At 69.9% G+C, this 26832-nt stretch carries 22 protein-coding genes and 1 pseudogene; 6 read left to right on the forward strand and 17 right to left on the reverse strand.

Going from position 1 to position 26832, the window contains the following annotated elements:
• Positions 1-58 precede the first annotated feature (58 nt).
• A complete protein-coding gene (locus ACY466_RS11520; RefSeq protein ID WP_463252245.1) occupies positions 59-739 on the forward strand; it encodes a B-4DMT family transporter in 681 nt (226 codons plus the stop codon).
• Positions 740-754: 15 nt separating this feature from the next.
• Here the strand turns inward: ACY466_RS11520 and aroB are convergent, their stop codons facing one another.
• The 13 genes and pseudogenes from aroB to aspS form a co-directional block, all read right to left on the reverse strand.
• Positions 755-1864, reverse strand: coding sequence for a 3-dehydroquinate synthase (gene aroB / locus ACY466_RS11525; RefSeq protein ID WP_463245530.1), 1110 nt, complete (start codon positions 1862-1864; stop codon positions 755-757).
• 317 nt (positions 1865-2181) lie between these two features.
• Positions 2182-2757 (reverse strand): annotated as a pseudogene (locus ACY466_RS11530) (shikimate kinase); the annotation flags it as partial.
• Positions 2754-3941 (reverse strand): chorismate synthase, encoded by a 1188-nt coding sequence (gene aroC, locus ACY466_RS11535; RefSeq protein WP_463245531.1) that lies wholly within the window; start codon positions 3939-3941, stop codon positions 2754-2756. The pseudogene ACY466_RS11530 and the gene aroC, both read right to left, overlap by 4 nt.
• Before the next feature lie 13 nt (positions 3942-3954).
• Complete coding sequence (locus ACY466_RS11540) at positions 3955-4572, reverse strand: prepilin peptidase (RefSeq protein ID WP_463245532.1); 618 nt, start codon at positions 4570-4572, stop codon at positions 3955-3957.
• A gap of 106 nt (positions 4573-4678) precedes the next feature.
• Positions 4679-5512, reverse strand: a complete 834-nt coding sequence (locus tag ACY466_RS11545) for a shikimate dehydrogenase (RefSeq protein ID WP_463245533.1) — start codon at positions 5510-5512, stop codon at positions 4679-4681.
• Positions 5509-6960: an endolytic transglycosylase MltG gene (locus ACY466_RS11550; RefSeq protein WP_463245534.1), complete on the reverse strand. Its 1452-nt coding sequence runs from the start codon at positions 6958-6960 to the stop codon at positions 5509-5511. Before ACY466_RS11550 ends, ACY466_RS11545 begins: the two co-directional genes overlap by 4 nt.
• The gene (gene ruvX, locus ACY466_RS11555; protein WP_463245535.1) at positions 6957-7556 is read right to left on the reverse strand and encodes a Holliday junction resolvase RuvX; all 600 of its coding nucleotides are present in this window, start codon (positions 7554-7556) and stop codon (positions 6957-6959) included. Before ruvX ends, ACY466_RS11550 begins: the two co-directional genes overlap by 4 nt.
• A 2-nt stretch (positions 7557-7558) precedes the next feature.
• Positions 7559-10231, reverse strand: a complete 2673-nt coding sequence (alaS, locus tag ACY466_RS11560; RefSeq protein ID WP_463245536.1) for an alanine--tRNA ligase — start codon at positions 10229-10231, stop codon at positions 7559-7561.
• 9 nt (positions 10232-10240) lie between these two features.
• Positions 10241-11659: a replication-associated recombination protein A gene (locus tag ACY466_RS11565; RefSeq protein ID WP_463245537.1), complete on the reverse strand. Its 1419-nt coding sequence runs from the start codon at positions 11657-11659 to the stop codon at positions 10241-10243.
• A 22-nt stretch (positions 11660-11681) separates the two neighbouring features.
• Positions 11682-12872 (reverse strand): kinase, encoded by a 1191-nt coding sequence (locus ACY466_RS11570; protein WP_463245538.1) that lies wholly within the window; start codon positions 12870-12872, stop codon positions 11682-11684.
• A 189-nt stretch (positions 12873-13061) separates the two neighbouring features.
• Entirely contained in the window at positions 13062-13994 is a 933-nt protein-coding gene (locus tag ACY466_RS11575) for a transglutaminase family protein (protein ID WP_463245539.1), read from the reverse strand.
• Positions 13991-16486, reverse strand: a complete 2496-nt coding sequence (locus tag ACY466_RS11580) for a circularly permuted type 2 ATP-grasp protein (protein WP_463245540.1) — start codon at positions 16484-16486, stop codon at positions 13991-13993. The genes ACY466_RS11575 and ACY466_RS11580 overlap by 4 nt, the downstream gene beginning before the upstream one ends.
• Positions 16487-16520: 34 nt before the next feature.
• Positions 16521-18332 carry an aspartate--tRNA ligase gene (aspS, locus tag ACY466_RS11585; RefSeq protein ID WP_463245541.1) on the reverse strand — a complete coding sequence of 604 codons (1812 nt, stop codon included), beginning with the start codon at positions 18330-18332 and terminating at the stop codon, positions 16521-16523.
• 134 nt (positions 18333-18466) lie between these two features.
• Here aspS and ypfJ point away from each other — a divergent pair, with 134 nt between their 5' ends.
• Positions 18467-19378: a KPN_02809 family neutral zinc metallopeptidase gene (gene ypfJ / locus ACY466_RS11590; RefSeq protein WP_463245542.1), complete on the forward strand. Its 912-nt coding sequence runs from the start codon at positions 18467-18469 to the stop codon at positions 19376-19378.
• Positions 19379-19389: 11 nt separating this feature from the next.
• Positions 19390-20199 carry an MBL fold metallo-hydrolase gene (locus ACY466_RS11595; protein ID WP_463245543.1) on the forward strand — a complete coding sequence of 270 codons (810 nt, stop codon included), beginning with the start codon at positions 19390-19392 and terminating at the stop codon, positions 20197-20199.
• 43 nt (positions 20200-20242) lie between these two features.
• Here ACY466_RS11595 and ACY466_RS11600 read toward each other — a convergent pair whose 3' ends face one another.
• Entirely contained in the window at positions 20243-21277 is a 1035-nt protein-coding gene (locus tag ACY466_RS11600; RefSeq protein WP_463245544.1) for an Rv2578c family radical SAM protein, read from the reverse strand.
• A gap of 119 nt (positions 21278-21396) precedes the next feature.
• Between ACY466_RS11600 and ACY466_RS11605 the strand changes: the two genes are divergently transcribed.
• Both ACY466_RS11605 and ACY466_RS11610 read left to right on the forward strand, forming a co-directional pair.
• Positions 21397-22632 carry an FAD-binding domain-containing protein gene (locus ACY466_RS11605; protein WP_463245545.1) on the forward strand — a complete coding sequence of 412 codons (1236 nt, stop codon included), beginning with the start codon at positions 21397-21399 and terminating at the stop codon, positions 22630-22632.
• A gap of 51 nt (positions 22633-22683) precedes the next feature.
• Positions 22684-23196, forward strand: coding sequence for a DUF3237 family protein (locus tag ACY466_RS11610; RefSeq protein WP_463245546.1), 513 nt, complete (start codon positions 22684-22686; stop codon positions 23194-23196).
• Between the two features lie 6 nt (positions 23197-23202).
• On the opposite strand, the gene ACY466_RS11615 is transcribed toward ACY466_RS11610, so the two are convergent.
• From ACY466_RS11615 to ACY466_RS11625, 3 genes are read right to left on the reverse strand one after another with little or no spacing between them, the layout of a single operon-like run.
• Positions 23203-23829: a hypothetical protein gene (locus ACY466_RS11615; RefSeq protein WP_463245547.1), complete on the reverse strand. Its 627-nt coding sequence runs from the start codon at positions 23827-23829 to the stop codon at positions 23203-23205.
• Positions 23822-25099: a histidine--tRNA ligase gene (gene hisS / locus ACY466_RS11620; RefSeq protein ID WP_463245548.1), complete on the reverse strand. Its 1278-nt coding sequence runs from the start codon at positions 25097-25099 to the stop codon at positions 23822-23824. The genes ACY466_RS11615 and hisS overlap by 8 nt, the downstream gene beginning before the upstream one ends.
• Before the next feature lie 15 nt (positions 25100-25114).
• A complete protein-coding gene (locus tag ACY466_RS11625; protein ID WP_463252246.1) occupies positions 25115-25795 on the reverse strand; it encodes an MBL fold metallo-hydrolase in 681 nt (226 codons plus the stop codon).
• Between the two features lie 154 nt (positions 25796-25949).
• Between ACY466_RS11625 and ACY466_RS11630 the strand changes: the two genes are divergently transcribed.
• Positions 25950-26819, forward strand: coding sequence for a peptidylprolyl isomerase (locus tag ACY466_RS11630; protein WP_463245549.1), 870 nt, complete (start codon positions 25950-25952; stop codon positions 26817-26819).
• Positions 26820-26832 lie beyond the last annotated feature (13 nt).

Raw genomic sequence — 26832 nt, forward strand, 5'->3', positions numbered from 1 at the left:
AGGTCCAATTCTGTGGGCGCGGACACATCGCGGTTCCGAGGTGATTACTGTGAGCGACATGACTGGCTGGTTGGTGCGTGGTGTGGGCATGGCTCTCGTTCACTTCGGAGCTCGGTTGGTGCTCGCGCTGGCCACGGCGGCCTCGCCGGCCCAGGGATCGGTGTTGCGGACGATCACGCTGATCGCGGTGCTCCTCGTCGCCGTCGTCTGGGGCGGCATCGACGGCATCAACGCGCACCGCCGGACGTCGGACTCGCCGGTGGATCTGACGATGGTGTGGCTGAAGGCCTCGCTGGTCGCCGGCGTCCTCGGCGGTCTCGCGAGCTGGCTCTTCACCGCGGTCTCGGGGGTCGCCGTCAGCACCAACTCGCTGTTCTTCGAGGTCACCTCCGGCGCCGCGTTCACCATCCTCCTGGTGTTCGTCCCGGCGACCATCGCCGTGGCGGTCGGGAAGTTCCTGGCTCGACGCGACGACCGCAAGGACGAGAACCCGCGTCCGGGCAAGGTCTCGAAGGACCGCGAACCCGCGCGAGTCGGATCGGGAAGCTCCGACTCGGGCACCGCGACCGACAACGCCGGTACGACGGCGAACACCCGGGCGTACGACACCGAGGCGGACACCGAGGTCTTCGCGCCGGTGCGATCCGACGAGTCGTCACGGACCGCGTACGACGCCGCAGGCTCGCAGACCCCGGCCACGGACGACGCGCGACGATCGGCGTGGCAGGAACCACGCTGACCGCCGCGCCGGCGATCACAGGAAGATCGACTGGCCCGCGCTCGGCTCGTCCTTGGCGATCGCGGAGAAGGCGGCGGCCAGGAGCGAGGGATCCGGTCCCTCGAGCCGACCGGGCTTCGCGAGATCGTCGAGAATCACGAACCGCAGCACACCGTTGCGGTTCTTCTTGTCGGTCTGCATGCCGGCGAGCAACTGGGTGAATGCGTCCGCGTCGTAACTGGTCGGCAGACCGATGGACTCGAGGATCGAGCGATGCCGGTCGGCCACCTCGTCCGACAGGCGGCCGCCCAGGCGGCCGAGTTCGGCCGCGAACATGAGGCCGACCGACACGGCCGCACCGTGCCGCCACTTGTACTTCTCCCGCCGCTCGATCGCGTGTCCGAGCGTGTGACCGTAGTTCAGGATCTCGCGCAGATCCGACTCCCGTAGGTCGGCGGCCACCACTCTCGCCTTCACCTCCACGGACCGGCGAACGAGCTCCGGCAGCACGCTGCCGGTCGCGTCGACGGCGGCCGCGGGATCGGCTTCGATGAGGTCGAGAATCACCGGATCGGCGATGAAACCCGTCTTCACCACCTCGGCCAGACCGGCGACGATCTCGTTCTGCGGCACCGTTTCGAGGGTGGCCAGATCGATGAAGACGGCGGAGGGCTCGTGGAACGAGCCCACCAGGTTCTTTCCCGCCTCGGTGTTGATGCCCGTCTTGCCGCCGATCGCCGCGTCGACCATGGCGAGAAGCGTCGTGGGGACGTGCACCACCTTCACGCCGCGCATCCAGGTGGCCGCGACGAACCCGGCGAGATCGGTCGCTGCTCCCCCGCCGAGACCGACGACGGCGTCACTGCGCGTCAGCCCGATACGGCCGAGGACCTCCCAGCAGAATCCCGCGACGGCCAGGTCCTTCCCGTCCTCGGCGTCCGGGATCTCGATGCGGTGGGCGTCGATACCCCGCTCGGCGAGGGCGGCGCGTACGGCTTCCGCGGTCTCCGCCAGCGGCGGCTGATGAAAGATCGCGACGGTTCGGGTGTCGATCAGTTGCTCGACGAGGTCGTTCAACAGACCTCGACCGATGATCACCGGGTAGGGGTTCGCCGTCTTCACGTCGATGCGCACGGGTTCGGTCACGAGGGCTTCTCCTGTGTTCGGTCGAGCTGGGGTGGGGTCGGGTGCGGTCGGGGTCGCGACTCCGCGTCGGTCGGGGTGTGTGGCTGGGGCTTCGGCTGAGCGTCGACGGGTGCCGACCGCGATCGATGGGACCGTCGGCCGCGTCGGTGCCCGGTGCGACCTCGTCGCGACGTGGCGGCCGCGTCGGCCGGGGTGGGGACACGTCCGGGATCGGCCGATCGTTCGGCACCCGCGGACGGCCGCTCGGAACTCCCGGTCGGCGGTGCGGCGCTCGCGCCACGGCGAGTCACCGGTACCGCCTCCGGTCGCGGCACTCCCATCCGGTCGAGGATCGTCTCCACCACCCGCGCCGGGCTCCGACCGTCGGTGCGGATCCGGATGGTGGCCACACCGCGATAGAGCGGTCTGCGGGCGCGCATCAGCTCGCGGTACTTGGCCTTCGCATCGTCACCGGCGAGCAGGGGCCGACCCGACGGGGCACGATCCCCGTGCGCGTCGTCACCTCGCCTACGTGAGGCGTTGTGGACGCCCGTGCGCCGCAACCCCTCTCCGATGCTGATCTCGAGGTAGACCACGACGTGACCGGTGAGTGCGGCGCGAGTGGTCGGCGAGAGCACGGCACCTCCGCCGAGCGAGACGATGCCGGGGTGGCCGGCGAGCGCGGCGAGTACCACGCGCTCCTCGATCTGCCGAAACGTCGGCTCACCGTCCTCGGCGAAGATCTCCGGAATGGTGCGGCCGGTGTCCTCTTCGATGGCGGCATCGGTGTCGAGCACCTCGACGTCGAGCGCGCGGGCGAGCCGTCGACCGATCGTCGATTTCCCGGCTCCGGGCGGACCGATGAGAACCGCGCGCGGAACGGCGGCCGTCGGGCGTCCGGCGCCGTCGCTCATCGCGGTGGACGTACTGCCGCGTCCTCGAGGTAGCGGCGGACGTTGCTCGCCGTCTCCGCCACCGAGTCCCCGCCGAACTTCTCGAGCGTTGCTCGGGCCAGGACCAGCGCGACCATCGTCTCGGCCACCACACCGGCGGCGGGCACGGCGCACACGTCGCTCCGCTGGTGGATGGCGACCGCTTCCTCACCGGTGGACATGTCCACCGTGGCCAGGGCGCGCGGGACCGTGGAGATCGGCTTCATCGCCGCTCGCACCCGCAACGGAGCCCCGTTGGTCATACCGCCCTCGATGCCGCCCGCACGGTTGGTGCTGCGCTCGATGCCGTCGGGGCCGGGCCGGATCTCGTCGTGGGCGACGCTGCCGCGGCGCCGTGCGGTCTCGAACCCGTCGCCGACCTCGACGCCCTTGATCGCCTGGATACCCATGAGGGCCGCCGCGAGCTGCGAGTCGAGTTTGCCGTCGCCGGTGACGAAGGTGCCCAGTCCCACCGGAAGCCCGTGGACCACGACCTCGACGATGCCACCGAGAGTGTCGCCGTCCTTCTTGGCCGCCTCGATCTCCGCGATCATGGACTTCTCGGCCTGTGCGTCGTGGGCGCGGACGGGGCTGGCGTCGATGGCCTCGAGGTCCGCGGGTTCGGGCACCGGTCCGGTGTACGGGTCCGACGCTCCGATAGAGATCACGTGCGAGATGACGTCGACGCCGAGGACCTGACGGAGGAAATGCCGCGCGACGGTGCCGACGGCGACGCGTGCCGCGGTCTCCCGAGCGCTGGCACGTTCGAGCACCGGTCGGGCGTCGTCGAAGCCGTACTTGAGCATGCCCGAGTAGTCGGCGTGTCCCGGACGCGGACGCGTCAGCGGCGCGTTGCGTGCGAGTTGGTCGAGCACGCTCGGATCCACCGGATCCGCGGACATGACCGCTTCCCACTTGGGCCACTCGGTGTTGGCCACCTCGATGGCCACCGGTCCGCCGAGCGAGCGCCCGTGCCGCACACCGCCGATGATCGTGACCTTGTCGGCCTCGAATTTCATCCGGGCGCCGCGGCCGTACCCGAGGCGGCGCCGGGCCAGCTGAGCGCCGATGTCCTCCGTCGTCACCTCGACGCCGGCCACCATGCCCTCGATGATCGAGACAAGGGCGGGGCCGTGGGACTCTCCGGCAGTGATCCATCGCAACACGCATCACATCTTTTCACGTCCCGAGGGCCACCCACGCCACCAGGGTCGCCGCGCACAGGGACGGACCGTGCGCGATCGCGGTCCCGAGACCGCCGCGCCGGTACGGCAACCCGAGGGCGGCGGTGAGCACCGGCGCCGTGACCGCCGCCGCCAGCCACACCTGTCCGCCTCCCATCGCCGCGAACCCGCCGACCGCGAGGGCCAGTTTCACGTCGCCACCGCCGATTCCGCCGGGGCTCGTCACCGCCGCGACCAGATGGACGACGGCCAGCATCACCGCTCCGACCACCGCGGCGACGAGGGTGTGCGTGTGCGCCGCGGTGACCAGAACCGCGACGGCGGCCGGGAGGGTCAGCGCGTCGGGCAGACGGAGGCGAGCCAGATCGACGGCGGACACCGCGATCGCCCAGATCGTGAACGCCGACAGGGCGACGGCTGTCGCTCCGACCGCGAGGAGAGCGATCAGACCCGACGCGAGCGCTCCGGTGATCGACGCCGCCGCGATCTCGGCCGGCGTGGGACGTACCCACCGGCGCACCGCTCGGAGCGCGATCGGAGCCGCGAGCGCGCCGGCGACGGCGAGCGCCGCGGCGGCGTCCAGAGGTGCGGTGTCCAGAGGTGCGGTGTCCATCGTGCGACGGTCGCACGCGGCGCGGATCGCCCGGTGCCCGCGACGGTGGGGTGGGGATCGACACCGATTGTCGGTTCGCCTGTGGACAACCGGGCGGGGCCCCGGGTCAGGTCAGTGCGGCCGCCATCGCCTCACGCGGCGCCGACCTGCCCGTGAACTGCTCCACCTGTCCGTACGCCTGGGCGAGCAACATCTGCAACCCTCCGGCCACGGCACCGCCCTCGGCACCCACCGCGGTCGCCAGTGGAGTGGGCCAGGGGTGATAGATCGCATCGAGCAGAACCCGAGCATGTCGCACGGCGGGAACGAGTACCGCGCCCGCGTCGGCGGGCACGGTCGACACCACCACGGCCGCGTCGAGCACGGCGTCACCCAGCGCCTCGTCGCCCACCCCGCACCACCGCACGGTGAGCCCCGCGGAGCGGCCGCAGGCCAGCGCACCCGACGCCCGTTCCTCGCTGCGCGAGACCACGGTGACCGTCCGAGCGCCGAGGTCGCGCAGCGCGACCAGGGCGGGTCGGGACGTTCCGCCCGCGCCCACCACCACCGCCGAGGCACCCGCGAGAGACCGGACCCCCACCGTCGCCAACGCCCCGGTCACGCCGTCGACGTCGGTGCAGTCGGCCCGCCAACCGGACGCCGTCCGCACCAGGGTGTTCGCGGATCCGACCGCCGCGGCACGCTCGGTGCGATCGGTCGCGTACTCGAGGGCGGCGAACTTACCGGGCATCGTCACCGATACCCCGACCCATTCCGGTCCGAATCCGTCCAGCAACGCAGGCAGGCCCTCGGCCGTGCACTCGATCCGCTCGTACGTCCAGTCCAGAAGACCGAGTTCGCGGTACGCCGCGAGATGCAGCTGCGGCGACTTCGAATGACTCACCGGCGACCCCAGCACGGCGGCCCGGCGACCGCCCGCGGCCGCCGACCGATCCGTCACCGTCCGCTGTCGAGGAATCCGCCCTCGACCAGCTGGATGTTCGCCAGGTGCTGTTCGTAGGTGTCGGTGAACAGAGTCTCGCCCTGATCGTTGATGGTGACGAAGAACAGCCAGTTACCGGGCTCCGGTTCCTCGGCCGCCTCGACCGCCGGGATGCCCGGCGAGCAGATGGGAGTGGCCGGCAGACCCGGTGACGCGTAGGTGTTCCACGGCGTGACCCGCGCGCGGTCCGCGTCGGTCGTGGCCACCTCGGTGGTGTCGAGTGCGTAGTTCACGGTGGAATCGAACTCGAGCTGCTGACCGATCTCCAGGCGATTGAAGATCACGCGAGCGACCTTCGCGAAGTCCTGTGGGAGCGCTTCGCGTTCGATCAGCGACGCCGCCACGAGAACCTCGTAGGGGCCGAGGCCGGAGGTCGCACCCGCCTCGAGCAACCCGGTGCTCTCGTACAGAGCCGCGCTCTCCGAGACCAGCGTGCGCAGGATCTCGGTAGGACTCGCGCTCGGGTCGAAGTTCCAGGTTCCCGCGGCGATCAAGCCCTCGAGCTGACGATCGCGGTCCGGCACCCGGCTCACCGCGTCTCGCGCCCACTCGGCCACGCCGAGCGCGGCGGGATCGTCTCCGGCGCCCGCGATGTCCAGATCCTCGTAGCTGACGCACGGAATGCCCTCGCCCGCGGCGCAACTCGCCTCGGAGATCAGACTGTAGATTCCGCGGCGCACCGCTCCGGTGTTGACGTCCGTCGTGTCGTGGAGTTGGCGACCCTCCGAGATCAGAATCTGTCCCACCCTCGACTCGGGAGCGACGAGTGCCGTCACGGCGCCGACCCCGGACATCTGGGACTGCATGCGGTAGTACCCGGGCTGAACGGCGCTCATCGCCGAGTTCTGCACCGCGGCCTCGTAGAACGCGCCGCTGCTCGCGGTCACGTCCTTCTCCACCATCTCCGTGGCGATCTCCTGCGCGGTGTCGCCGGGCTGAACCCGGACGACGACGGCGTCGCCGCCCGGACCGGGGTAATCTGCCGCCTGCTCCACGCCACCACCGAACAATCTGGATCCTCCGTAGAGACCGACCGCAACGACGAGGGCCAGTACGACCACACCGGCCAGAATCGCGACGAGCTTGCCGCGCTTCTTGCGGGCCTCGGCCGCGCGGTCGCGCCGCTGGTCGGCACGCGACCCGGGGGCGTCCCGACGGCGCGAGCCACCGGGGTCCATCTGTCCCGCGGAGGTAGCGAACACCTCGGTGGGGGCGTCCTCCACGAAAGCGGGCTCCTCGTCCCGAGCCGAACCCCGGCCGTATCCGGAATCGCGGCCGTACCCGGAGTCGCGGCCGTAGCCGGATTCGCGGCCGTACCGGTCGTCCCGGCCACCGTTGTCGCGACCGTAACGGTCGTATCCGCTGGATCGGGGTCGGTAACGGCCGTCGTCGGAATCGTCGGTCATCGCGTCGACTCCGGTCGATGGTCGTTCGAGATCTCCCGGTCGACGTCGAGCAGTTGTTCCTCGGGCACCGTTGCCCCCTCCGCGTTGTCGGCCGGCCGTCCCCGTTGCCGTTCGTCGAGCCACCCCTGCAGAATCGCCACAGCGGCAGCCTGATCGATGATCGATCGCTGATCCTTGGCCCGGACCCCACTCTCCCGAAGGCCGCGCACGGCACTCACGGTAGTCAACCTCTCGTCCGCGAGTCGAACCGGCACCGCGGGAAGCGCTCTCGTCAGAACTCGGGCGAACCGGACAGCCAAGTTCGCCGCAGCTCCCCGTTCACCGCGCAATGTGCGCGGCAACCCGACGATCACCTCGACCGCCTCGTACTCCTCGACCAGATCGACGATGCGCCGAACGTCGTCGGAATCGGATCGCGTCTTGGACGAGCGGGGCACGGTCTCGACGGGGGTGGCCATGATGCCGTCGGGGTCGCAGGACGCGACCCCGACGCGGACGCTTCCGACGTCGATACCGAGTCGCCGACCCCGGCCGGGATCGTCGGCCCCCGGCCGGTCCGGCTCCACCTGCGGCGACCGCGCTGCCCCGGTGTCCATGGTCAGGAGTCGCCGGCGATCTCGGTCACCCGCGCGACGAGGGCGTCGATGGCCGCCGGAATACCCGCCGCGTCCGATCCCGCGCCCTGCGCGGTGTCCGCCTTGCCGCCGCCGCGGCCACCGATGGCCGGACCGAAGGAGGCGACGAGCTTGCCTGCTTCGAGCCCGTGCTGCTGAGCCGCCTTGGTGGTGGACACGACGAACGGAACCTTGCCGTCCGCGTCCGCGAACAGCGCGACGACGGCAGGCTCGGTACCGAAGCGGCCGCGGATGTCGCCGACCAGGGTGCGCAGATCCCCGGCACCGACGCCGGCCGGGGCCGGCTCCGCGACCAGCAGCACGGCGCCGATGCGCCGCGCCTTGTCCACGAAGGTCGAGGCCGACGACAGGACCGCGGCGGCGCGGGCCGCATCGAGTTCCTTCTCGGCCGCCTTGAGCCGCTCGACGAGGTTCTCCACGCGGGCGGGGACCTCCTCGCTCGGCACCTTCAGCGACGCGGCGACTCCGGCGAGCAGGGCCCGTTCCTTGGCCAGGTACTTGTAGGAGTCGAGACCCACGAACGCTTCGATGCGACGCACTCCCGACCCCACGGACGATTCTCCGAGAACCGTCACGGGCCCGATCTGCGACGAGTGCTCGACGTGCGTGCCGCCGCACAGCTCGAGCGAGAACGGACCACCGATCTCCACCACGCGAACCTCGTCGCCGTAGTTCTCGCCGAACAACGCCTGCGCTCCCATGGCCTTGGCCTTGTCGAGTTCGGTGACGAAGGTGTTGACGGCGAAGTCCGAGGACACCGCATCGTTGGTCACCGCTTCGATGTCCTCGCGCTGGGACTCCGACAACCCTCCCTGATACGTGAAGTCGAATCGGAGATACCCCGGCTTGTTCAGCGATCCGGCCTGGACCGCGTTCGGTCCGAGGATCTGCCGCAGCGCGCCGCCCACCAGGTGGGTGCCCGAGTGCCCCTGCGTCGCTCCGCGGCGCCAGTTCCGGTCGACCCGTGCGCTGACCACGTCTCCCTCGGTGAGACCGCCGGACTCCACGGTCACCGCATGGACGAAGAGCATCTTCGCGATCTTCTGCACGTCGGTCACGGTGGCGGTCAGTCCGGGCGCGTTCAACGATCCGATGTCCGCGAGCTGTCCGCCGGCCTCGGCGTAGAGCGGGCTGCGATCGAGAACCACCTCCACCTTCTCGCCCGCCGCGGCGGTCGGCACCCGGACCCCGCCGGAGAGGATGGCGAGAATCGTGGCCTCGCTGTCGAGTTCGTCGAATCCGGTGAACTCGGTGGCGCCCCGGTCGAGCAGTTCCTTGTAGACGGACAGGTCCGTGTGGGCGTGCTTGCGGGACTGTGCGTCGGCTTTCGCCCGGTTGCGCTGTTCGGCCATCAGGGTTCGGAACCCGGCCTCGTCCACGTGCAGGCCTGCCTCGGCGGCCATCTCCAACGTCAGATCGATGGGGAAGCCGTAGGTGTCGTGCAGAACGAACGCCTCGTCGCCGCCGATGCGGTCGCCCCCCGACTTCGTCACGGCCTCGGCCGCGTTCTCGAACAACCGCGAACCCGACGCCAGCGTCGATCGGAACGCCGTCTCCTCGCCGACGGCCACGCCGAGGATGCGATCGAAATCGGTGACCAGTTCCGGATACGACTCCGCCATGGTGTCGCGCACGACGGTGACGAAGCGCGCCATCGTCGGGCCGTCGGCCCCGAGGAGGCGGGCGCTGCGCACGATGCGCCGCAGCAGGCGACGCAGCACGTATCCGCGGCCGTCGTTGCCGGGGGTGACGCCGTCGGCGATCAGCATGACGGACGTGCGGGCGTGATCGGCGATGACGCGGAACCGGACGTCGGCGTCGTGATCGTCCCCGTAGCGCCGACCGGACAGGGTCTCGGCCTCGGTGATCACGGGACGGACGAGATCGGTCTCGTACACGTTGTCGACGCCCTGGAGCAAGAACGCGACCCGCTCGACGCCCATGCCGGTGTCGATGTTCTGCCGCGGCAGCGGTCCGAGGATCTCGAAGTCGTCCTTCGAGGTGCCTCGACCGCGCTCGTTCTGCATGAACACGAGATTCCAGATCTCGATGTAGCGATCCTCGTCCGCCTCGGGTCCGCCGTCGACACCGAACTCCGGTCCGCGGTCGTAATAGATCTCCGAGCACGGACCACACGGACCCGGGATGCCCATGGACCAGTAGTTGTCCGCCATGCCGCGGCGCTGGATCCGCTCGTCGGGCAGTCCGGCGACCTCTTTCCACAGGGCGATCGCCTCGTCGTCGTCGAGGTAGGCGGTGGCCCAGATCCGCTCCGGGTCGAATCCGTAGCCCCCGTCCTCGACGGACGAGGTCAGCAGCGACCACGCGAACCCGATGGCCTCGCGCTTGAAGTAGTCACCGAAGGAGAAGTTGCCCGCCATCTGGAAGAAGGTGTTGTGGCGGGTGGTGACGCCGACGTTCTCGATGTCACCGGTACGCACGCATTTCTGCACGCTCGTCGCCCGCGCGTACGGCGGGGTCTGCTGGCCCAGGAAGAGGGGCACGAACTGCACCATGCCGGCGTTGATGAACAGGAGGTTCGGATCGTCGAGGATCAGGGAGGCGCTGGGAACCGGGGTGTGGCCCGCGCGTTCGAAATGGTCCAGGAATCGACGGCGAATCTCGTGTGTCTGCACCGCGACAGATTACCGCGACGGTCGGCGCTGTCCCCGCACGATGCGTCGCAGCTTGCCCACCCGCGAGGCGATCTCGCGCTCGGCGCCGTGGTCGGTCGGTGTGTAGTAGTCGGTTCCGACCAGGTCGTCCGGCGCGTACTGCTGGGCGAGCACCCCGCCGGGATCGTCGTGGGGGAAGCGGTAACCGACCGCGTTGCCGAGCGCCGCGGCCCCCGCGTAGTGACCGTCGCGCAGATGGGCGGGTACCGGTCCGGCTCGGCCGGCGGCGACGTCCGCCATGGCCGCGGACAGCGCCGAGGTCACCGCTCCGGACTTGGGTGCCGTGGCGAGGTGAATCGTGGCCTGCGCCAGGGCCAGTCGCGCCTCCGGCATGCCGATGAGCTGGACGGCCTGCGCCGCCGCGGTCGCGGAGAGCATCGCGGTGGGATCCGCCATCCCGATGTCCTCGCTGGCGTGCACCACGAGGCGTCGGGTGATGAACCGCGGATCCTCGCCCGCGGTGATCATGCGGGCGAGGTAGTGCAGTGCGGCGTCGACGTCGGACCCACGGATCGATTTGATGAAGGCACTGATCACGTCGTAGTGCTGATCGCCGTCGCGGTCGTACCGCACCGCCGCGCGATCGACGCTCTTCTCGACGGTCTCGAGGTCGATGGTTCCACCCGATCCGGCGGTGTCCGCGGCGGCTTCGAGGGCCGTCAGTCCGCGCCGCGCGTCACCGCCGGCCAGCCGCACGAGGTGGGCGAGGGCGTCGTCCGTGACCGAGACCGTCCCGGCGAGCCCGCGGTCGTCCTCCAGTGCGCGGCTCAGCACCGCGGCGATGTCCGCATCGGTCAGGGGTCGCAGTTGCAGGACGAGCGAGCGGGAGAGCAGCGGAGACACCACCGAGAAGGACGGATTCTCTGTGGTCGCGCCGACGAGAAGAACGATCCTGTTCTCCACGGCCGCCAACAACGCGTCCTGCTGGGTCTTGGAGAAGCGATGGACCTCGTCGATGAACAGCACCGTCTGCTCGTTGTGCAACAGTCGGCGCCGGGCGAGCTCGATCACCGCGCGGACGTCCTTCACCCCGGCACTGAGCGCCGAGAGCGCCTCGAAGCGGCGGCCGGTGGCCCCGGAGACGAGGGAGGCGAGCGTGGTCTTCCCGGTTCCGGGCGGACCGTAGAGCATCACCGACGCGGCACCCGATCCCTCGACGAGACGGCGCAGCGGCGCGCCCGGGGTCAACAGATGCGACTGGCCGACGACTTCGTCGAGCGAGCGCGGACGCATGCGGACGGCCAGGGGCGCCCCGGTTGCCGCGGCGGCCGGGCGCCGCGGGGGTTCGTCGATCGGGGCGTCGCGTTCGTCGCCCGCCGCGTCGAACAGCGTGTCCGCCGCGTCCTCACCGGTCGTCGACGCGTCGGTGCCGTCGCCGTGGTCCGTCATTCCGGTCAGGGTACGGGGCCGGTCAGCGTAGCGGTTCGGGCCACCGGGCCGAGAGCGCGCCGCCCACGGCCGTCGCGAAGTCTGCGATCTCGGCGGCGCCGACCGACGCCGCGTAGGCGGACAGGGTCGCCCATCGCGTGACGAGGGCCTTCGAGCGCGGGACGGACAACTGATGGCGACGCATCGAGGCGTGCCGGGTGTCGTCGTCGGGGAGGAACCAGTACGTCGTCAGCCACGCCCACACGAGCTGGGCGTCGAGCAATTTGCTTCGCAGGGTCCTGTCGTCGGCGAGTTGAGGCCAGATGCCGACCACCTCGGCACGCCAGGCGTCGACCATGGCCTCGGCCCGCTCCGGGGTGAGCTCGAGGCAGCACAGGCAACCGGGGTACGACAGCAACGTGTAGGCGACGTCCAGCGTGGCGTCGCGGAAACCGCCCCACTCGTAGTCGAGGAACCGCACACCCTCGTCGTTGACCAGGATGTTGTCCGGACACAGGTCCGACTGGCTGAACGCGCGCAGTCCGCCGGCACCGAACAGCTTTCCGGCTCGTGCGACGGCGGTGGCGACCACGGGCGGAACGGGCAGGTCCAGTTCGTCCGCCAACATGTCGGGGACCCGGGTCAGCGCCTCGTCGGTCTGATCGACGAGGCGGTCCGTGGTGTGTGCGACTCCGGCCCGCGCGAGCAGCGCGTCGAAATCGTCCTCCCGTCCGAACGTCGCGGCGTGCATGCGGCCGAGCGCCTGCGCCATGGCCATCAGCGAGTTGGTGACCGACCCGTCGGCCAGTGGCCGATGGGGATCGGCGTTCGCGACGAGGGTGGCGAAGGGGGTGGCGTCGCCGAGGTCGCTCAGCACCAGCAGGCGAGCGGAGAGGTCGTAGGCGATCAACGAGGGACCCGGCCGGGTGGTGACCGCCAGGGCGGTCGAAAACTGGTACGACGCGGCTTCCCGGAGGAACGAGGTGTCGTCTCCGCCGCCGAGCCCGGTGCGCGTACCGGCGTCCACGTTCGCGTCCCGAACCTGCTTGATCACGAGGGACCGCGGGAGCTGGAAAGGATTGCCCGCGACCCGGACCCGCACCACCACGGCCCGACCGCTGCCGCCCAGGTCCACCGGGTCGACCAGCGAGACCGCCGCCCCGGTTCGCTTGGTGAGGAGGTCCCGTGCCGCTGCCACGGCACCGGTTATCGGATCTGCCAACATTGCCGTCATCGGTCTCCAACCTACCCTCGCGGGAAGGTCCTACCCTCTTTTCTCGGTGTCCGGGGGCGTTCTCGGTGGGGGCCACGACGTGTCCGAATACGGCTGTACGCTGCACTTCTGCTCACGACTCCCCCGAGGAAATACGGGACGAATCCGGCTGCGCCCCGCGTCGTGAAACAGACCGCTCAGACCGAATTCTTACACCGTACCCGGTGACCACGAGGTTTTCGGCCCCTCCGGTCGAATCGGTTCGACGTCGACCGACACCGAGATCCGACTGCTCGACGACTCCGTGTAGATGATGCCGCGCAGCGGCGGAACGTCGTCGTAGTCGCGTCCCCACGCGACGGTCACGTAGCGCTCGTCGACCCACTGATCGTTGGTCGGATCGAATGCGAGCCACCGTCCGCCCGGCAGCCGAACCGCGGCCCACGCGTGCGTGGCGTCCACGCCCACCATCCGCTCCCGGCCGGGGGGCGGCGACGTCGACAGGTAACCGGAGACGTAGCGGGCCGCCAGACCGTGCGAGCGCAGGCACGCCACGGCTACCCGCGCGAAGTCCTGACAGACGCCGCGGCGGTCGGCGAACACGTCGGCCACCGTCGTCGAGACGGTCGTCGATCCCGACGAGTAGGCGAAGTCGGTGTGGATGCGATGGGTGAGGTCGAGGACCGCGTCGGCCAACCCGCGTGACGGGGTCAACGACAGCGCTGCGTACTCGATCACCTCGTCGGTGATCTCCGGCGGCTGCAGGTCCAGGACGAAGTCGGTCGCCAGAGCGCCGTCCTCCCCCGAGGGCCGTGCGGCTTCCCACGGCTCCACGGCTCGGCCCGTGGTGCGCGCCTCCGGATCGGGAGGATCCACGGCCACCAGTGCGCGGGCGGTCACGCACAGCCGATCGTGTGCGGTCGTGACGTGGAAGTAGAGGTCCTCGTTACCGAACAGGTCGACGCCGGTCGAACTGTCGGACGGGGTGGGCGTCACCGTCACCGATGCGTCGAGAACGCGCTGATCCCCGGTCTCGCGTGGAAAGAGATGCCCGCGCCCGTAGGACGAGGTGACCTCGGCGCCGTAGGTGTATTCGGTCCGGTGCGTGATCCGGTACCACCGGGTCGCACTCCCCGCCGTCACGAGAGCACCCGGACCTCTCCGCTGCCCCACAGCGGTTGCACGGATCCCGGTCCGGTGAGGTGTGCGGTGGTCACCAGCTCGGACAGTCGTCGCAGGTCCTGGTGCACGGTACGCAGAAGATCGTCGAACTCCGCGCGCGTCGCGGTGGCATCGACGTTCTCCAGGTCGTCCGGGTCGACCCGGCGCACGGTGGCGATGATCTGATCGATGGCCTGAGCAGGTCGGGAGGTCCCCAGGGCGCCGGGGAGCGCGCCCAGATCGGTGGCGATGCGGTCCAGCTGATGGATCACCGACCGTGGATTCCCCGCGTCGAACAGCACCAGATCGGCCACGGCCCCGACCCGCGGAGCCCCTCGGTAGCGACGTCGGTAGGTCACCGACGAATCGGCGGCACCCAGCACCGCCTCGAGCACCACTTCCTCGACGCCCGGCGTCCGGGCGGCTCCCACCGTCGCGGCCAGCAGGGCCGTGACGTGGAGAGCCCGCTCCATGCGCTTGCCGATGTCCATGAGGTACCAGCCCGGATCGCGCACCATCGACTCGGCGAACAGTCCCGCGACGGCGAGCAGCGACCCCACCGCGCGGCTCTGCGTCGACCAGAGCGTGGCCTCGTCGGACTCCGGGGCGTTCCGCAGATCGCCCAGTACCGCGTCGAGGCGGCCGAACACCGCCCAGGTGTCCTCGCCGAGTTGGTCCCGCACCGCCCGCGCACAGGTCTGCGTCGCGGCGATCGCGTGGGCGAGAGATCCGGAGCGACGGGCGTCGACGGTCAGCGACCGGAACTCTCCCAACGCAGTGGCACGATCGGAGACCCCGGCGAATCCCGGGGCCGTCGCGGTGACCTCGGTGAGCGCGCCGAGCATCACCTCGAGCGCGGCGGGTCCATCACCCGAGTCGGCGGGGACGGACCGGTAGCCGTGGCCACGGAAGCACGAGTTGGTCGCGACGAGCATGCGCGCCGTCGATTCCGCGCGCTCGCTGTAGCGGCCCATCCAGAACAGGTCGGCGAGCACGCGCGGAGCACTGACCGATTCGATGACGCGCGGGCCGCCGCGGCCGAAGGTGAGGTCCTGCTCCTCGACGCGCACGGGGCTCGCCGCCCGACTGCGGTCGTCACGGTCGGCCGCATCGACCCACACGTCCTTGGCCGCGGTGCTGGCCATCGGTTCCGTGGGGGGATCGGTCACCACGACCTGAGCCAGTCCCCCGGCCATGACCGTGTACCCGAGCCGTCCAGCGACGTCGAACAGTCGGAGAGCGACCGGCCGCGGAAGCACGGCGTGACCGGGCTCGCGGTGTCCGGCCGGTCCCACTGGGGCCGTGGCCGGCTCCGGCACCTGCCGCGCCGCCCACGCCGTCGGATCGGCCTCGACGCGGCGCAGCACGGCCTCGCGTTCCGCAGCCGAGAGGGTCGCCCCGACCGTCGAGTGTCCGGTGGTGAGGTGATGCAGTACCAGCGCATCCGTCCGGGCACGAATGTGCGAGCGCGCTGCGTCGTCGCCCGCCCAGAACGCGGGAACGGACTGCAGGATCGGCTCCTCGCCCAGGAGCGCGCGGCACAGATCCGGCATCAGACCGAACAGCGCGACGTTCTCGAGGACACCGCTGCCGATCGGGTTGACGACGGTGACCGCGCCACGTCGGGCGACCTCGACGAGCCCCACCACACCCAGGCGAGAATCCGACCGCAGATCGAGCGGATCGACGTAGTCGTCGTCCACCCGGCGCAGCACCACGTCGACGCGCCGCAACGTGCCGAGAGCGCGCATCCACAGTGCGCCGTCTCGCACCACCAGATCCGCGGATTCCACGAGCGGGAAGCCGAGCACCGATGCGAGGTGCGCCTGATCGAACGCCGTCTCCGACCAGACTCCGGGACTGAGCACCACCACGAGGGGATTCTCGGCGGACGCCGGTGCCGCCTCGACCAGGGCGAGCCGCATCGCGGTGACGAAGGTCGAGACCGGTCGGGGCGCGCTGCGCTGGAACGCCGCGGGGACCGCGCGGGCCACGACGGAGCGATCCGCGAGGGCGTACCCCACGCCGGACGGCGCCTGGGTTCGGTCGGCCGAGACGCGGTACTCCCCGTCCGCGCACCGTGCGACATCGGCGGCGTGGAAGAACAACCGATGCGCTCCGGGAATCGTGATCCCGTGTGCCGCACGGTGATACCCGCGGTCCCGGAAGACCACCGCGGGCGGGATCAGACCCCGGCGCAGCAGCGTGCGCTCCCCGTAGAGGTCCGTCAGGACGGCGTCGAGCACGCGGGATCGCTGCACCATCCCGTCTTCGAGGCGGTCGAACTCGGCGGCGGGGACGATCAGCGGTACGACGTCGACTTCCCAGCCGACCGCGACCGGTTCGGCACCCGGTCCGTCGGCCACGTTGTAGGTGACCCCGTGATCGTCGACCAGACGCGCGACCCGCTGTTGGGCGGCCGCGACGTCCGCGGCCGCGAGCACCGCGTCGACCGGGTCGCCGGTGCGCGTCACGGCTCGCACCGCACCGTTCCCACTGTCGCTCCCCCTATCGAGTCGGATCGACTCCGGGAGATTTCTCCGCACCGGCCTCGCCGCGCTTGACGGGCTTGGCGTCGATCCCGGATTCCTTGCGCTGCGCTGCGGTGATCGCGGCCGGCGCATCGGTGAGCGGATCCACGCCACCTCCGGACTTGGGGAACGCGATGACCTCACGGATGGAATCGACGCCGGCGAGCAGCGCCGTGATGCGATCCCACCCGAAAGCGATTCCGCCGTGCGGGGGCGCACCGAAGGCGAAGGCGTCGAGCAGGAACCCGAACTTCTCCTGCGCCTGCTCGGCGTCGATCCCCATCATCGCGAAGACGCGTTCCTGGATGTCCTTGCGATGGATACGGATCGATCCACCACCGATCTCGTTGCCGTTGCAGACGATGTCGTACGCGTAGGCGAGTGCGCTACCGGGGTCGGTGTCGAAGGTGTCCATCGACTCGGGCTTCGGCGAGGTGAACGCGTGATGCACCGCGGTCCAGGATCCGGACCCGACGGCCACGTCGCCGCTCGCCGTCGCGTCGGACGTGGGCTCGAACAGCGGAGCGTCGACGATCCACACGAAAGCCCAGGCGTTCTCGTCGATGAGACCCTGCTTCTTGGCGATCTCGCCGCGAGCGGCGCCGAGCAGTGCGCGCTGCGCCTTGGTGGAACCGGCGGCGAAGAAGACGCAGTCCCCGGGCCGGGCGCCGACGTGCGCGGCGAGGCCGTCGCGCTCGGCGTCCGAGAGGTTCTTCGCGACGGGTCCGCCCAGCGTCCCGTCCTCCTGGACCAGCACGTAGGCGAGGCCCTTGGCGCCGCGCTGCTTGGCCCAGTCCTGCCAGGCGTCGAGCTGGCGCCGCGGCTGCGACGCTCCACCCGGCATCACGACGGCGCCGACGTACTCGGCCTGGAACACTCGGAACGGCGTGTTCGCGAAGTAGTCGGTGCATTCGACCAGCTCGACGCCGAACCGCAGGTCCGGCTTGTCGGAACCGTAGCGGCGCATGGCGTCGGCGTAGGTCATGCGCGGAATGGGCGTCGCGATGTCGTGCCCGACGAGGTTCCAGAGCGCGGTCAGCACCTCTTCGGCCAGCAGGATCACATCGTCCTGGGTGACGAAGCTCATCTCGACGTCGAGCTGCGTGAACTCGGGCTGGCGATCGGCGCGGAAATCCTCGTCTCGGTAGCACCGTGCGATCTGGTAGTACCGCTCGATGCCGCCCACCATGAGCAGCTGCTTGAACAGCTGCGGACTCTGCGGCAGCGCGTAGAAGCTGCCGGGCTGCAGGCGGGCGGGAACCAGGAAATCTCGTGCACCCTCGGGCGTGGATCGCGTCAGCGTCGGCGTCTCGACCTCGACGAAGCTGTGATGTGCGAGCACCTCGCGCGCCGCGGCGTTGACCTTGGAGCGCAACCGGATCGCGTGGCCCGGGCCCGCGCGACGCAGATCGAGGTAGCGGTACTTCAGCCGCGCTTCCTCGCCCGGGTTCTCGTCGAGCTGGAACGGCAGCGGTGCCGACTCGCCGAGCACCTCGAGGTCGGAGACGTTCACCTCGATGGCGCCGGTGGGGATCTCGTAGTTGCGGTTGCCGTCGGGGCGAACCTCGACCGTGCCGGTGATCTTGACGCAGAACTCCGAGCGCAGGCGGTGGGACTGCTCGGCGGCCGGACCGTCTCGGAACACGGCCTGAACCACGCCGGACGCGTCGCGGAGGTCGATGAAGATGACCCCACCGTGATCACGTCGACGGGCGACCCACCCGGTGAGTGTGACCGTGTGGTCGGCGTGGTCGGCTCGGAGCGATCCGGCGAGGTGCGTGCGCAGCACTGTGGTCCTTCCAGACATTGGTCGATACAGGCGGTGATCCTACGGACCTTCCGCCGCAACCGAGCCAGGCGGCCGCGTTCGGCGTGCGAAGCTGTGCTCTCGACACAATCCGTCACGGCAGAAAGCGGTCGGCAATGACGTTTCGGGACAACGCCGGAATCGACTCCTCGCAGGTACGACGCTCCGGGGGCCGCGGCCGAGGAATCGCCGTCGGGGGTGGTCTGGGTGGCATCGTTCTCGTGGTGGTCGCCCTTCTCCTGGGCGGGGACCCGTCCACGGTCATCGGGCAGCTCGGGACGGGAGAGTCCTCCTCCACCGAGCCCGGTGGGGCCGTGGAGAACTGCGAGACGGGCGCCGATGCGAACGCGGACGTCGACTGCCGCGTCGTCGCCACGGTCAACAGCCTGAACCAGGTCTGGGAATCGCAGTTCGCGCCGCAGACCGGCGTCGCCTACGTCCGGCCGGGCGTCGAACTCTTCACGAGCGCGGTCGGCACCGGGTGCGGTGACGCGACCAGTGCGGTGGGTCCGTTCTACTGCCCCGCCGACTCCACCGCGTATGTCGACACCGAGTTCTTCCAGGTTCTCGTGGACCGATTCGGTTCCAGCGCAGGGCCGCTCGCCCAGGAGTACGTGGTGGCCCACGAGTTCGGACACCACCTGCAGAACCTGCTCGGCGACATCGGCCGCGCGCAGGCGGACCCCGCCGGTGCCGAATCCGGCGCGGTCCGCACCGAACTGCAGGCCGACTGCTACGCGGGCGTCTGGGCGAACGTCGCGGACGACCTCGCGGCCCCGGGCAGCACCGAACCGTTGCTCGAACCACTCACGGACCGGGACATCGCCGACGCACTCTCGGCCGCGTCGTCCGTGGGCGACGACCGTATTCAGCAGGCGTCCACCGGTCGAGTGGATCCCGAGGGCTGGACGCACGGATCGTCGGAACAGCGGCAGGCGTGGTTCTCCGCGGGATACGCCACCGGGCAGATCGCGGCGTGCGACACCTACCGCGCGGCCGACGTGTCGAATCCCGCCTCGATCCGCTAGGAATGGTGTCCATGGCGTCGTTCCCCGTGTGCACGATGTGCGGTGTCCAGTACGAGACCGCGATGGACGAATGTCCGGTGTGCACCGACGAGCGGCAGTATCTCGGTCCGGAAGGCCAACGGTGGACCACCGTCGAGGCGGTCTCGGCCGAGCATCGGACCGTGGTTCGCGAGGAGGTCCCGGGGCTCTGGGGAATCGGCACCGAGCCGCGTTTCGCGATCGGGCAGCGGGCACTCGTGGTGCCGGGCGACGGCGGAAACCTGCTGTGGGACTGCGTCTCCACCATCGACGACGCCGCGGTCGCACGGGTTCACGAACTCGGTGGCCTGAGGGCCATCGCGGTGTCGCACCCGCACTACTACAGCGCGATGGTCGAGTGGAGCGAGGCGTTCGGCGGCATTCCGATCTACGTCCACCGCTCGGACCGGGAATGGATCCCGCGCGCGGGCAACGTCCGCACGTGGGCCGGCGACTCCCTGGAGATCCTCCCGGGGCGCACCCTGATCAACACGCGAGTGCACTTCGCGGGAGGGACCGTGGTGCACTGGCCGGGCGTCGACGGCCGCGGCGCCCTGTGCACCGGTGACATCGTCCAGGTGGTCGCGGATCCGCGTTGGGTGTCCTTCATGTACAGCTACCCCAACCTGATTCCGGAGCACCCCGACGCGATCCGCCGCACCGTCGCCCTGCTGGGCGGGCTCGATTTCGAGCGGATCTACGGAGCGTGGTGGGGCAAGGTGGTCGACGCGGACGCGCGCACGGTGGTCCTGCGGTCCGCCCGGCGCTATCTCGACCACCTGGGTATCGCCCCCGATTTCTGACGCGTCGGGTACCCGCGACGGGCCTGGAACCCGCGCGAGAGGCCTAGAACAGAGTCAACGTCGGCTCCGGCCGGGCCGGTGCCGGTGGCGTCGGAAGTCGATGCGGGGCAATCGGATCCAGGTTCTCGAGCCCGTGCTCGGCCCGCAGCGGTGCGACCTTCGACTCGAGCCACGACGTGTACTCGGCGCTGACGTGCGTGCCGCGGCCGTACAACGTGCGGTAGCGGCGCACGAGGGCCGGATGATGCTCCGCCAGCCAGGTCATGAACCAGTCCTTGGTACTCGACCGCAGATACATCGGCATCACCGACACACCCGTGGCGCCGGCCTCCTCCAGATCCGCCATGAGGGCAGCGAGATGCTTGGGCGAGTCGGTCAGAAACGGGATGACCGGCGCGATCAACACGTGGCACGGAAGACCCGCATCGGTGATCGCTCGGATGAGGTCGAGGCGAGCGCGCGGCGACGGCGCTCCCGGTTCCAGCGCCTTCTGCAGGTCCGCGTCGTGGAACGCCAGGCTGACACTGACCTTGACGTCCACCTTCTGCGCGGCGAGCGTCAGCAGCGGAAGATCGCGGCGCAGCAGAGTGCCCTTCGTGAGGATGGAGAACGGCGTTCCCGATTCGGTCAGCGCGCGAATGATTCCGGGCATCAACCGATATCGACCCTCCGCACGTTGGTACGGATCGGTGTTGGTCCCCAGTGCGACCGGCTCCCGCTTCCACGAGGCCCGGGCGAGTTCCTTCCGCAGAACCGCGACCACGTTGGTCTTGACGACGATCTGCGAGTCGAAGTCGCGGCCCGCGTCGAGATCGAGGTACTCGTGAGTCGGTCGAGCGAAGCAGTAGCGGCACGCATGCGAACATCCGCGTGCCGGATTGATGGTCCACTTGAACGGCAGCGTCGACGAGTCCGGAATGCGGTTCAACGCGCTCTTGCACAGGACCTCGTGGAACGTGATCCCCTCGAACTCCGGGGTCTCGACCGTCCTGATCAACCCGGCCTTCACCAGACCGGTGCGTTCGAGGCCCGGCAGTGTTCCCTCCGGGGCGTCGAGCGTCTGGCCGTCCCACCTCATCGCTCACCCCCGGTCCGAACGTGCTCTGCGACGACGTGTTTCGTCGCTCGTGAGCCGAGTCGAACACGTGTTCTAGTAAAAAGTCAACCCCGGTGCCGTCGTCTCAGTACAGTCGAAACATGGCTCTCCTCCCCACTCCTCCCTCCATCGCCGACGGCGCCGAGCCGCGCGACGTGGCCGCCTGGGTCGCCGAGCATCTCGGTGATCTCACGCTGGAGGGACCCGACGAGATCCGCCCCGGCGGACTTCGCGGCGGCCAGTCCGCGGCCGACGCCGCGCTGGCCACCCTGGACATCACCGCCTACGCGCGGGCGCGCAGCACCGTCGAGCCCGTGGCCCGGCGCGGCGCGAGCCGGATGTCGCCGTACATCCGACACGGTCTGCTCTCGCTGCGGCAGGTGTGGGACGGCGTGGCCGAGGCACCCGCGCGTGACCGTTCGAAGTACCGCGACGAGTTGATGTGGCAGGAGTACGCCCGGCATCTGTACGCCCGCGTCGGCACCGATCTCGGGACCTCGCTGCGCCGCGAGCAGACGCGGCCGACCGTCTCGCGACACGACGAATGGTCCGACTCCCCCTGGCCGGAGCGGATGAAGTGCATGGAGACGGTCGTCGAGGAACTGCACGAGGACGGCTGGCTGGTGAACCAGACCCGGATGTGGCTCGCCTCGCAGTGGGCGGTACGCGCCGGGGCCTCGTGGCGCGACGGCGAGGACGAGATGTTCACCCACCTGCTCGACGGCTCGCGCGCGGCCAATCGTCTCGGCTGGCAATGGACCATCGGAACCGGCAGCGGCAAGGTCTACGGGTTCAGCCGGTGGCAGGTGGAGAAGCGCGCGCCGTCGATGTGCCGGTCGTGTGCCCTGTCGAGTGCCTGCCCCATCCAGGAATGGCCGTCCGACGAGCTCGGACCCTCCGTCGACGGCCCGGATCTGAACAAGGCACCGATCCCCGGCGGCCCGACCGAACCCGACGGCGGCGGCGCCGATCAGGTGTGGCTGACCGCGGAATCGCTGGGAGTCGACGATCCGGCCCTCGCCGCCGATGCCGATCGCCCCGCCGTCTTCGTGTTCGACGAGCCCCTGCTGCGCCGCCTGACGCTCTCGGGCAAGCGCCTGACGTTCCTCGCCGAGACGCTCGGTGAGCTCGCCGCCACCCGCGAGCTCGAGGTGCGTCGGGGAACGGTGACCGACGAGCTGGCCGGACGCAGTCTCGCCACGACGCACGCCCCGGTTCCCGGTTGGGCACGCATCTCTCGGCGTCTCGCACCCGTCGAGATCCATCCGTGGCCGTGGCTGGTGCGTCCGGTCCCGTCGTCGGTGCGCTCGTTCAGCGCGTGGCGACGCAGTCACTGACGACAGGGTCGTCGGGCGAGCGGGGCGGCCCGGTCGACTACCGTCGGGCGAGTGAGCGAATCCACGCCGTGGGCGGCCGACCCCGTTGCCCCCACGATCGAGCCCATCTTCCGCGTCGTCCTCCGCACGTCGGATCCCGTACTGCTCGGTGACACTCCCGGCGGGACGCAATCCGTCGCTCCGGTGGCCGGCGGCATCCTGAGCGGTCCGGGAATCGAGGCACTCGTGCGGCCCATCGGAGCCGACGTGAGGGTCGTCCGTGCGGACGGTTCGAGCACCTACGAGCTGGACCTGATCGCGCAGATCGACGAGACCGATCCCGACGGCGACGCCGATGGGGGTTCGATTCGTTTGCGGCTCAGCGGTTTTCGGTTCGCCTCGGCCGAGGTGACCGCGGCCCTCGACAACGGCGAGGACGTCGACCCCTCGATCTACTACTTCCGGGGCACCGCGGTCGTCAGCACGTCGGTGCGCTCGTTCGCGTACCTCAATCGTGCGGTGCTGGTGACGTCCGGGGCGCAGAAGGCGGGCGAACTGGTCTTCGACGCGTTCCTCGTCACCTGAGACGGCTCAATCCTCGAGCCGGGCGACCTCGGAGTCCGACAACACCGTCGATGGAGTACGTCCGGACTCCCGCGCCGACACCACGGCCCGGTAGAGCGGGCGCTCGTTCAGACCGGCGTCGCGGGCCTCGGCCCGTAGCTGGGTGATCAGAACGGACGACACGGACAGGCCCGAGGCCAGATCCGACGACGCGAGAGCGTCGGCGAGCGAACGCAGCGCCACCGCGGGCAGTTCCCGCCCACCGTTGTCGGTGTACATCGCCACCGCGACGGTTCCGATCCGCGCATCGTCGCCGACGCGCAGCAGAACCTGCGCGACGCGAGCCGCTCGCACCACGATCTCGACGCGTTTCAGCTCCGACATCCGGATGCGCCGGACGCCGAACGCGCCGCGTCGGCACAGCACCGACCCTTCCATCCACACTCGCGACCGCGACCCGGAGACGGCCGTGAACACTGCGGCGACGACGGCCGCCACGGCGACCACGACACCGCTGAACGGGGTGAGCAGCAGTCCCACGGCACAACCCAGCACGACGCCGACCAGTGCGAACAGGGCCGACGCCACCCGAAGTCGCGGCGCCAGCACCTCGGGCGGAACCAGATCGAGTGGGACGACCCGCGGTTCAGGCACCGAGCACCGCACCCACCCGCGCCACGACGTCGTCGAGCGGAACCGAGATCTGCTCACCCGTCGACAGATCCTTGAGCCCGATCTCCCCGGTGTCGAGATCCCGGTCACCGAGCACCAGCGCGACGCGGGCGCCGGAGCGGTCCGCCCCCTTCATCGCACCCTTCATTCCGCGATCACCGTAGGAGAGATCGACCCGCACGCCCGACGCCCGCAGTTCGGCGCCGATCGCGGCCAGGCGCACCTTGGCGGCCGCTCCCAGGGGAACGCCGTACACCTCGCACCGCGCCGCCCCGGCCGGCGCGGCGTTCTCGGCGGCGAGCGCCAGCACCGTGCGGTCCACCCCGAGCCCGAATCCGATGCCCGACAACGGCTGTCCCCCGAGCTGCGCCATCAGCCCGTCGTACCGGCCGCCGCCGCCGATACCCGATTGCGCACCGAGACCGTCGTGGACGAATTCGAACGTGGTCTTGGTGTAGTAGTCCAACCCCCGGACCATGCGCGGGTTGAGTACGTACGGCACGTTCACGGCGTCCAGGTGCGCGAGCACGGTGTCGAAGTGAGTGCGAGCGTCGTCGGAGAGGTGATCCATCATCAGCGGGGCGTCCGCCGTCATCTCGCGCACGTGCGGACGCTTGTCGTCGAGCACCCGCAGCGGGTTGATCTCGGCGCGGCGGCGCGTGTCCTCGTCCAGCGGCAGATCGAACAGGAATTCCTGGAGCAATCTCCGGTACTCGGGTCGGCAGGTGTCGTCACCGAGCGAGGTGAGCTCGAGACGGAAGCCCGTCAACCCCACGCTGCGAAAGCCGGCGTCGGCGACGGCGATGACCTCCGCGTCGAGGGCGGGATCGTCGACACCGATCGCTTCGACGCCCACTTGCTGCAGCTGGCGATAACGCCCGGCCTGCGGGCGCTCGTAGCGGAAGAACGGGCCGGAGTACCGCACCTTGACCGGCAGGGCGCCGCGATCGAGTCCGTGCTCGATGACCGCACGCATGACCCCGGCCGTGCCCTCGGGGCGCAGGGTGACGCTGCGGTCCCCCTTGTCCGCGAAGGTGTACATCTCCTTGCTGACCACGTCGGTCGATTCCCCGACGCCGCGGGCGAACAACGCGGTGTCCTCGAAGATCGGAAGCTCGATGTGCCCGTACCCGGCGAGCGCGGCGGCCCGGGTCAATCCGTCGCGGACCGCCACGAACTGTGCCGAGTCGGGAGGAAGGTAATCGGGCACGCCCTTGGGCGCGGCGAAGGACGAGACGTGTTGCGTGTTCACGGACGCCACTGTTCCCTACCGGGTTCCGCGTAGTCCAACCAGAAACGGGTTGGCGGCGCGCTCGGCACCGATGGTCGTGGCCTCGCCGTGTCCGGGCAGCACCACCATCTCGTCGGCCATGCACATCAGATGCGCCCCGATGGAGGCCACCAGCTGATCGTGATCGCCACCGGGAAGATCGGAACGGCCGATGGAACCGGCGAACAGCGTGTCCCCGGAGAGCACGATGCCCGGCGCGTCGGCGTCCGCGTCGAGTGCGACGGAGAAGACCACCGACCCGCGCGTGTGTCCCGGAGTGTGCGCGACGGTGAGCGTGATCCCGGCGAGATCGAGCACGTCCTCGTGCCCCAGTTCGACGACGCTGCGCGGTTCGGTGAAGGTGGTGCCGGCGATGAACGGGGCCAGCGTGGGCCCGATACCGGCCGCAGGATCGGTCAGCATGAATCGATCGGCGGGGTGCACGTAGAGCGGGACGTCGAACTTCTCGCACACCGGCCGGGCGTCCCACATGTGGTCCAGGTGACCGTGGGTGAGCAGGACGGCCGACGGCGTGAGGTCCGACTCGGAGAGGAAGGACAGCAGCGGAGCGGCGGCATCCTGACCGGGATCGACCACCACGCACTCGCGGGCGCCGTCACGGGCGAGGATGTAACAGTTCGTCTGGAACATTCCCGCGGGGAATCCGGTGACGAGCACGGTGGTGGACTCCTCGGCGTAGGTGACGTGGGTGATCGGCTCCACCTTAGGCCCGCCGAACGCGGCCGGTTGAGCCACCTCTCAGGTGAGCCTGGCAGACTTCTGCTGCTGACCGCCAGACCACGACAGTGCCAGCCGATGGAGGAATGCCGCAGTGCCCACGAACGAACAGCGACGCGAGGCCGCCAAGCGCAAGTTGGACCGCCAGCTCGAGAACCGCGCGGCACGCGAGAAGCGCCGTAAACAGACCACGATCGCGGGAATCGCCGTGGCGGCCGTCGTGGTGCTGGGCGCCGGGTTCTTCCTGTTCTCTCTCACTCGCGGTGAGGACGAGCCGACCGACGCCGTCGCGAGCTCCGACACCAGCGCTGCACCGGCCGCGAGCGGCGAACTCCCCGCAGGCCGGTCCGAGCCCCTCCCCGAGACGGTGACCTGCTCCTACCCCGCCGGTGGTGAGGCCGCGCGTCCGGTCGAGCCCCCGCAGACCGAGAACGTTCCGGCCGTCGACGATTCGGTCAGCGTCAGCATGACGACGAACCAGGGCAACATCGGTCTGCAGCTGAACGCCGCGAACGCGCCGTGCACCGTCAACAGTTTCGCGTCGCTCGCGTTCCAGAACTACTACGACGACACCCCCTGCCACCGCTTGACCACCGGTGACAGCCTGCAGGTCCTGCAGTGCGGTGATCCGACGGGTCAGGGAACGGGTGGCCCCGGCTACCAGTACGGCAACGAGTTCCCCACCGATCAGTACGGTGACGATCCGACCGCGGGTTCCCCGGTGCTCTACCCCCGCGGCACCGTGGCGATGGCGAACGCCGGTCCGGACACCAACGGAAGCCAGTTCTTCCTGGTCTACGGCGATTCGCAGCTGCCGCCGGACTACACCGTGTTCGGCACGATCGACGAGGTCGGCCTGGCCACGCTGGACACCATCGCGGCGGCCGGTGCCGAGGGCGGCGGCTCCGACGGTCCCCCGGCTCTGCCGACCACCCTGGAGACCGTGCAGCTCGACGGAGTCTGACCCACCGACCGAC

The sequence above is a fragment of the Rhodococcus sp. K11/5 genome (genome assembly GCF_055193735.1).